A 6,583-nucleotide genomic window follows, 5' to 3' on the forward strand; every position below is an offset into this window, starting at 1 on the left:
ATGCCCAACGCGCACGAAAACGAACAGACCTCGCTCTTCGCCGCGGTCGATGCCCTGCTGGAAGAGGCCGCGGCACAAGACGCCCTCCCGCACCCGGACGAGCGCAAGCGCCTCCGCGAGGCCGCGGGCCTGAGCCAGGACCAGATCGCCCAGGCCCTGGCCGTCCGCCGCGAAACCGTCACCTCCTGGGAAACCGGCCGCACGTCCCCCCGCCCCCCCAAGCGCGCCGCCTACGCCCGCCTCCTCAACGGCCTGGCCGACCTCCACGGCATTAACGCCGTTAACAACCCCCACACCGCGCCCCCCGAACACACACCCCCCCAAACCCCCGCCCCACAGTCCGAGGCACGCCCGATCCCAGCACCACAGGCCGAGGCACCCCGGGTCCCAGCACCACAGGCCCAAGCACCGCAGCAGGCGGCACCCCCGGTCCCCGCAGCTCAGACCGCAGCACCGCAGGTCCCCGCAGCTCAGCCCGTGGCACCCCCAGTCCCCGCAGCTCAGGCCCCCGCGCTCCAGGCCCCCATCCCCGCGGCCGCCACGCCGCAGGTCGTCGCCCCCCAGGCCGAGCCCCCTCAGCCCGCCACCCCCCAGGCCCGCGCCGAAGGCGCCAGGCCCACCCCGAGCGGCGCAGCACCCGTTAACGCCGTTAACGCCACCCCCCACACCGTGGACGCCGGCCCCGAGGCCGCAACCCCCCACCCGGGGCCTGGGGCGGAGCCCCAGTTTCGGGAAGGGGCGGGTAGGGGAACAGCCCCGCAGGGCCCCCCCGCACCCCCCACCCACCCGCACCCGCACTCGCACACCCACCACCACCCCCACCCCCAAACGGGACCGGGAAGCCCCACGCCCACCCACCCCACGCCCACCCCCACCCCGTCCCCCACCCCCTGCACGGGTGCCACAAAACCCACCCCCCCACCCCACCCGGAAGGCAACGGCCCCCTAGCCGTACTGGACGGCACAGGAAAGGCCCACGCCGCCCACGGCGCAGTCCTCTCTCCCCCCACCACCCCCACCCTCCCCGCCCTCGTCGAATGGGCCCTCTCCCCCGCCGCGGACCTCCGCTCCCCCCGCCTCCACCGCAACGGCAAGGACGGCGACCCCCTCCTCGTCCTCACCCCCGCCGCCACCGAGGCACTCGGACTCCCCCTGGTCCTCGAAGACCGCCGCGGCCTCCGCCTCCCCGACAACCACCCGGTCATCAAGCAGCTCGCCAAGGCGAAATGGCAGCTGACCCGCCGCGGCTTCGGCCCCTGGCCCCGCATCTACCGGCCCGCCACCCCCACCACCGGCCGCCAGTGCGTCCAGCTCGCGATCCTCCCCTGGGGCGCCCTCGACCCCCGCGCCTGGGGCGAGCACACCGCCGACCTCCCCGCCCCGGAACTCGCCGAGCTCCTCACCTCCTACGCCACCCGCGTCCTCACCCCCCGCGGCTCCACGGCCGTCTCGGGCCTGGAGCTGATGACGGCGCTGCGCCCGCCCACCCGCGCCGCCCGCGACGAGTCCACGAACACCTGGGTCTCCGCCCCCGTCGCCGGCTCCCTCACCCGCCCCGTCGACCCCGCTCCCCCGGAGGCCCCCGACGAGCACCCGGTCGTCGCGTCCCTCTACCCGCGCTCCCACCAGCGGACCCCGGACCAAGTACTCGACGAAGAGGCGTACGACTGGATCCGCGACCCCCAGCTCCTGTCCGACGCCGAGTGCACCCGCACCCACGCCGTCGGCATCGACGTGAACATGGCCTTCGCCGCGGCGGCCAACCGCCTCGTCGTCGGCACCGGCCCCGCGGTCCACACCGACGGCCCCCGCTTCGACCCGAAGCTCCCCGGCTGCTGGCTGGTGGACCTCTCCGCCGAAGCCACCGCCATGGACCCCCGCCTCCCGAGCCCCTTCACCCCGCACGGCCGCCCGCCCACCGGCCCGGCCTGGTACGCCACTCCGACCCTCGCCTACGCCCAGGAGCTCGGCCTCACCGTCCGGCCCACCGAAGCCTGGCTCCGCCCGGAGCACGGCCCGTACCTCGACGCCTGGTACACCCGCCTGCGCGACGCGTACATGGCCACGATGGCCGAACTCGGCGTCCACACCTCCCTCACGGACTCCGCCTTCCTCCAGGCGATGGCCGAGTACAAGGGCGACCCCGATCACCCCCTCCCGCAGACCGCGGTCCTCTCCGCGATCAAGTCCACCGTCAAGGGCGGCATCGGCAAGCTCCGCGAACGCCCGCAGGGCGCCGGCTACCGCCCCGGCGAGAGCTGGCCCGCCCTCGAACGCCCCACCTGGCGCCCCGACATCCGCGCCGCCGTCATCTCGACGGCCCGCGTCAACATGCACCGGAAGATGCAGAAGATCGCAACAGCCGCCGATCTCCACCCCATCGCCGTCCTCTCGGACTGCGCGGTGTACCTCTCGGACGGCCCCAGCCCCCTGGACTTCCTCCCCCGCACCCCCGAAGGCAAGCCCCTGCCCGGGGGCTTCCGCCTCGGTGTCAGCCCGGGCATGGTCAAGCACGAGGGCACCCAACCCCTCCTCTGGGCCGTTCAACTACTCGACGAACGCCACAACCCCGCCCGCCACATCAAGGGCCACGACGCCGCGGCCGACGGAGAGTAAGAGCCACCCATGTCCGAGATCAGCGACAGCCTCGACCGCGCCGACGAACAGAACTTCACCCGCCCCATCCCCAAGTCGGCGGGCGCCCAGATCCGATATCTCGTCAAACAACTCAAATCAACCAAAGCCGTAGCGGACCTCCTCGCCATCTCCCGGCGCACGGTGGAGCGGTACGTGAAGGACCAGATCAAGCAGCCCAAGCCGGCCCTCTCCGCCCGCCTGGAGCGCGAGGTGCGCCGCCGCTGGCAGCCCCTCGTCCGCAAGCGCGCCCGCGACAAGGCCGCGAAGCAGACCGGACTGGTCATCGAGACCCGCGCCCGCTTCGGCTTCAGCGCCGCCCCCGGCACCACCGACGACGGCCGGATGCGACGCATCACCCAGCACCTCCCCCCGGAGTACGCCTCCCGCCTCTTCAGCGCCCACGAGGCCGGAGCCACCGAAGCCCAGCTCCGCGGCATCACCGCCGAAGGGCTCCAGGAGATCTACTTCAAGGACAACGGCGCCCGAGCCCAGGGCCTCCTCGTCGAGTTCACCGACATCGACTACGTGGAGCTCAACTTCTAAAAGGCCCACTCCCCCGAGCCCTCACAAGCCCCCTGGAGCCCCCCACGCACCACAAAGGGCCCCGGACTACTCCGGGGCCCCCACAAGCCCCTGAGCACCCCTCAGAAGCCCTGCAAACACCACTCACTCAGCCAACCGCGTGCAGCGCCCGACGCCGCTTCGATTCAGCCGCCTTCTTCGCGACGGCCTGAGCGGCCCGCTTCTTGCGCTGCTCGGCGAGCTGGTCCTGATACGCCGCCACCGCCCGGTGGTAGCTGGCCACATAGCCCCGCGCGTCCAGCCGCTCCTCCGCGTCCATCTCGTTCACGGCCGCGACCGCGTCCTCGAACGAGGTGTACCCGGCAAGCATGGGGTTGATCTGGTAAACGCCGTTGCGGATCTTCCTGACCAACTTCGCCAGCTCCAGGCTCCGCAGCGCGGCGTTCACGCTCGGCCGGCTCAGGTCCAGCATCCCGCCGACCGTCGCCTGGTCGATGAGGATCCGCCCGCCCGGCTCACTGAGCGAACGCAGCTTCAGCAGCACCCGGTACGCCGCCGGAGGCAGGTCGAGGTCGGAGAGCAGCCCGTCTGCGTTGACCGCAGCGAATCGCAAGGTACTCACTGAGCCGTCCCTTCTCCCGTGCGCTTCGTCCGGCTCACCCGACGCGCAGCGCGCTCTCTTGCCCGTTCGGCCCGCAGTTCCGCGATGGCCTGCCTCATGTGGTCCAGCGAGGGGAAGCGCACCAAGTCCGGCAGGCTCGTATCGCTACGAATCTGCGAGATGGTCCCGTGCTGCTCCACCTTCACGAACTCACCCGTCATCTCGGTACCCGGGATGAACTCCGCCACCCGGTAACTGTAGGGCGGGTTGAACTGATACACACCCCGCCGCACCTTGAAGACGATCCCATGAGACATCACCGTGTGCAGAGCTTCCGAGGTCTTCGTCCGGCTGACATCCAGGATGGTAGCCATCTCCTCCTGGGTAAGTGGAATCCGACCCCCCGCCCGCTGACAGGCGATGAGCAGCAGGATCAGCCGCAGAGGCAGCGCTTCACGGAAGTACTGCGCGATGACGAGGAAGAACTCGAGGCTGTCCATCGAGAACGCATTCGGCTGATTCTCGGTCCCGTAGAACTCGAGCGGCTTGCGCTCACCGTCCAAGGTCAGCTTCCGCGTCGGGTACCGCTTCGCGAGGCTGTCCAGATCCTTGACCGGAGCCAGCGGCTGACTCCACGCGGAGATCGCATCGTCCACCGGCAGACCGGGACGCGGTGTCCCGACCGGATTGCCCCGGCGGCGCTGTGGCTCTGATGACACGAGGCTGCTCTCCACTCCGTTGATCTGCGGAGATCAGTATGTCAACAAGGGTGACACAAGTGTCACGCTCGTTGACGTTCGGCGTGTCTTGTGTCCCCTCACAGGTGACATATCTCAGCCACACCCTCCCCGGACCCCCTCCGAACCCTCCCCTGCCAACCCCACCCGCCCCACCACCAGTTAGCCGGCAGATCTCCCCTAATACGTCAGCCCCACCGACGTTTTAGCCCATTTTACGTCAGCGCCACTGACATTTTGCAGTCGTTGTGTCCCCCTACCAGCGACACAACCACCGAGATATGTCCCTCCTAGGGGGACATATCTTTCCCCCCGCACCCCGTCTGACCTGCGACGACGCATCTCCGTACCTTCTATAGGCCGGTGGACGCTCCTGCCAAGACCCCAAACGCCGTCTGAACCCGCACCGAAGACCTCACACCACCCCCAAAACCACGTCCACCCAACAGCCCTCACACCACCGGAACCCCTCGCTCCTCAGCCACACCCCCGCAGAATCTGACTGATTCCCGTCTCTATCCACTGAGTGTTTTGAATCAACCTTCCTCCTCAACCCTTAACGGCGTTAACACCCCGAACCGAGCCCCCGTTAACGGCGTTAAGACCCACATACAAAACCCCAGGTCAGAGCCTTCCACGCCAAACGGAAGCATCCGACGCCTCAAAAACCACCCCTCGACCTCGTAAGACGTAGATCCCACCTAAAAGCAAGACCTTCAACACCTTCAGGAGCATCGGTGGCTGATTCCAAACGGGGCCAGGCGACCTCATCGCTACGCCACCCACAGACTTCGTCTGCCATCTACTCAGCCTCGACAACCAGCAGCCGAACCGTCGCACAGTAGGCAACCTCAACTAGAGCAGTCAGTCGACACTTAGAGCGAAGCTCACACCTATACCTGAAAGTGAGACTCCGAGTGTGCTGGCCTTCTCCTTCAACCACGACATGGCAGTCAGACTTGTGGATCGGCACACAGCGATCGCAGCTCTTCCTCAGCGCCCAGCGGACGGGCGGATGTCCTGGAGCAACCCAGGGAAACTGAGGGTGAGAGGCAAACGGACACCCAACGGGTCATAGGTGCCGGCGCTATGAAACCGGGTCACCTCGCGGGCTCAGCACTCAAGTCCCTGGAAGCTGCGAAGCAGCCACTCAGGGTAAAACTCAGCGGAACCCCAAGCTAGTCCGAAGCTAAGGGTGGGACCCCGGCCCGAAAGGCAGGCTATAGCTCGAAGCGAAGCGGAGAGCTGGGCCAAACCTAAGCCCCAGCTAGCAAAGCAAAACGCGTCATTTCTCCGAAACGAAGTGGAAGAGCCAGGCACCCAAAGCACCATAGCCAAGCCCAGGAAGGCCATTAGTCCGGAGCACAGCGGAGGACTAACTCCCCGAAGCCGAGACTACGGCCGCCGAGGCGTTCCACCAAGGCCGGCGAAGCCGGCCCGCTCTGGTGGAGCCCAGCGGAGCCAGAGCCAGTCCAGAGCGAAGCGCAGGACCCTGGCCGGAAGGGCCCGCTATGGCTCGGAGCGCTGCGACCTAGCCAGGCCCCTCAAAAGGAATGCTACGGCCTCAAAGCAGCCCCTCGGAGGCCGGCAAAGCCAGCTTTCTCTGGTGGAGCGCAGCGGAGCTAGAGCCAGTCCGAAGCGAAGCGCAGGACCTCCGGGCCAAAGGCCCGGCTATCGCTCGGAGCAAAGCGGAGAGCCAGGCTCGAAGGGCCTCGAGCGAGCGCAGCGAGGCGCTTAGTCCGCAGCGAAGCGGAGGACTACCTCCCCCGAAGGGGGAGGCCATGGCCGCGAAGCGGCCCCGCGGAGGAATGCGAAGCCAGCCTTCTCTTGTGGAGCGCAGCGGAGCTAGAGCCAGTCCGGAGCGAAGCGCAGGACTCCGGGCCGAAGGCCCGGCTATGGCTCGGAGCGAAGCGGAGAGCCAGGCTCGAAGGGCCCCGGGCGAGCGCAGCGAGGCCGTTAGTCCGGAGCGAAGCGGAGGATCACCTCCCCGAAAGGGGAGGCCCTGGCCGCGAAGCGGCCCCGCCGAGCGCAGCCGTCCAGGTCGACTACAAGGACGCCTCCGGCAATGCGCTGGACACGGTGGTCG

The 6,583-nt window shown here is 68.6% G+C and carries 4 protein-coding genes; 2 read left to right on the forward strand and 2 right to left on the reverse strand.

The window, feature by feature from the left end; genetic code table 11:
* Together tap and tpg are read left to right on the forward strand one after the other, a co-directional pair.
* Entirely contained in the window at positions 1-2,616 is a 2,616-nt protein-coding gene (tap, locus tag ACWCP2_RS29570; RefSeq protein ID WP_450911615.1) for a telomere-associated protein Tap, read from the forward strand.
* Between the two features lie 9 nt (positions 2,617-2,625).
* The gene (gene tpg, locus ACWCP2_RS29575) at positions 2,626-3,180 is read left to right on the forward strand and encodes a telomere-protecting terminal protein Tpg (protein WP_250744355.1); all 555 of its coding nucleotides are present in this window, start codon (positions 2,626-2,628) and stop codon (positions 3,178-3,180) included.
* Positions 3,181-3,307: 127 nt separating this feature from the next.
* On the opposite strand, the gene ACWCP2_RS29580 is transcribed toward tpg, so the two are convergent.
* Together ACWCP2_RS29580 and ACWCP2_RS29585 are read right to left on the reverse strand one after the other, a co-directional pair.
* Positions 3,308-3,781 carry a MarR family transcriptional regulator gene (locus ACWCP2_RS29580; protein WP_250744360.1) on the reverse strand — a complete coding sequence of 158 codons (474 nt, stop codon included), beginning with the start codon at positions 3,779-3,781 and terminating at the stop codon, positions 3,308-3,310.
* The gene (locus ACWCP2_RS29585) at positions 3,778-4,416 is read right to left on the reverse strand and encodes a helix-turn-helix domain-containing protein (protein WP_239516702.1); all 639 of its coding nucleotides are present in this window, start codon (positions 4,414-4,416) and stop codon (positions 3,778-3,780) included. The genes ACWCP2_RS29580 and ACWCP2_RS29585 overlap by 4 nt, the downstream gene beginning before the upstream one ends.
* Positions 4,417-6,583 lie beyond the last annotated feature (2,167 nt).

The organism is Streptomyces sp. NPDC002104, from assembly GCF_053593795.1.

What these genes read in the sequence shown, in the direction of transcription:
- tap (WP_450911615.1), top strand. Translation starts at nt 1, where the DNA reads ATGCCCAACGCGCACGAAAACGAACAGACCTCGCTCTTCGCCGCGGTC.
- tpg (WP_250744355.1), top strand. Translation starts at nt 2,626, where the DNA reads ATGTCCGAGATCAGCGACAGCCTCGACCGCGCCGACGAACAGAACTTC.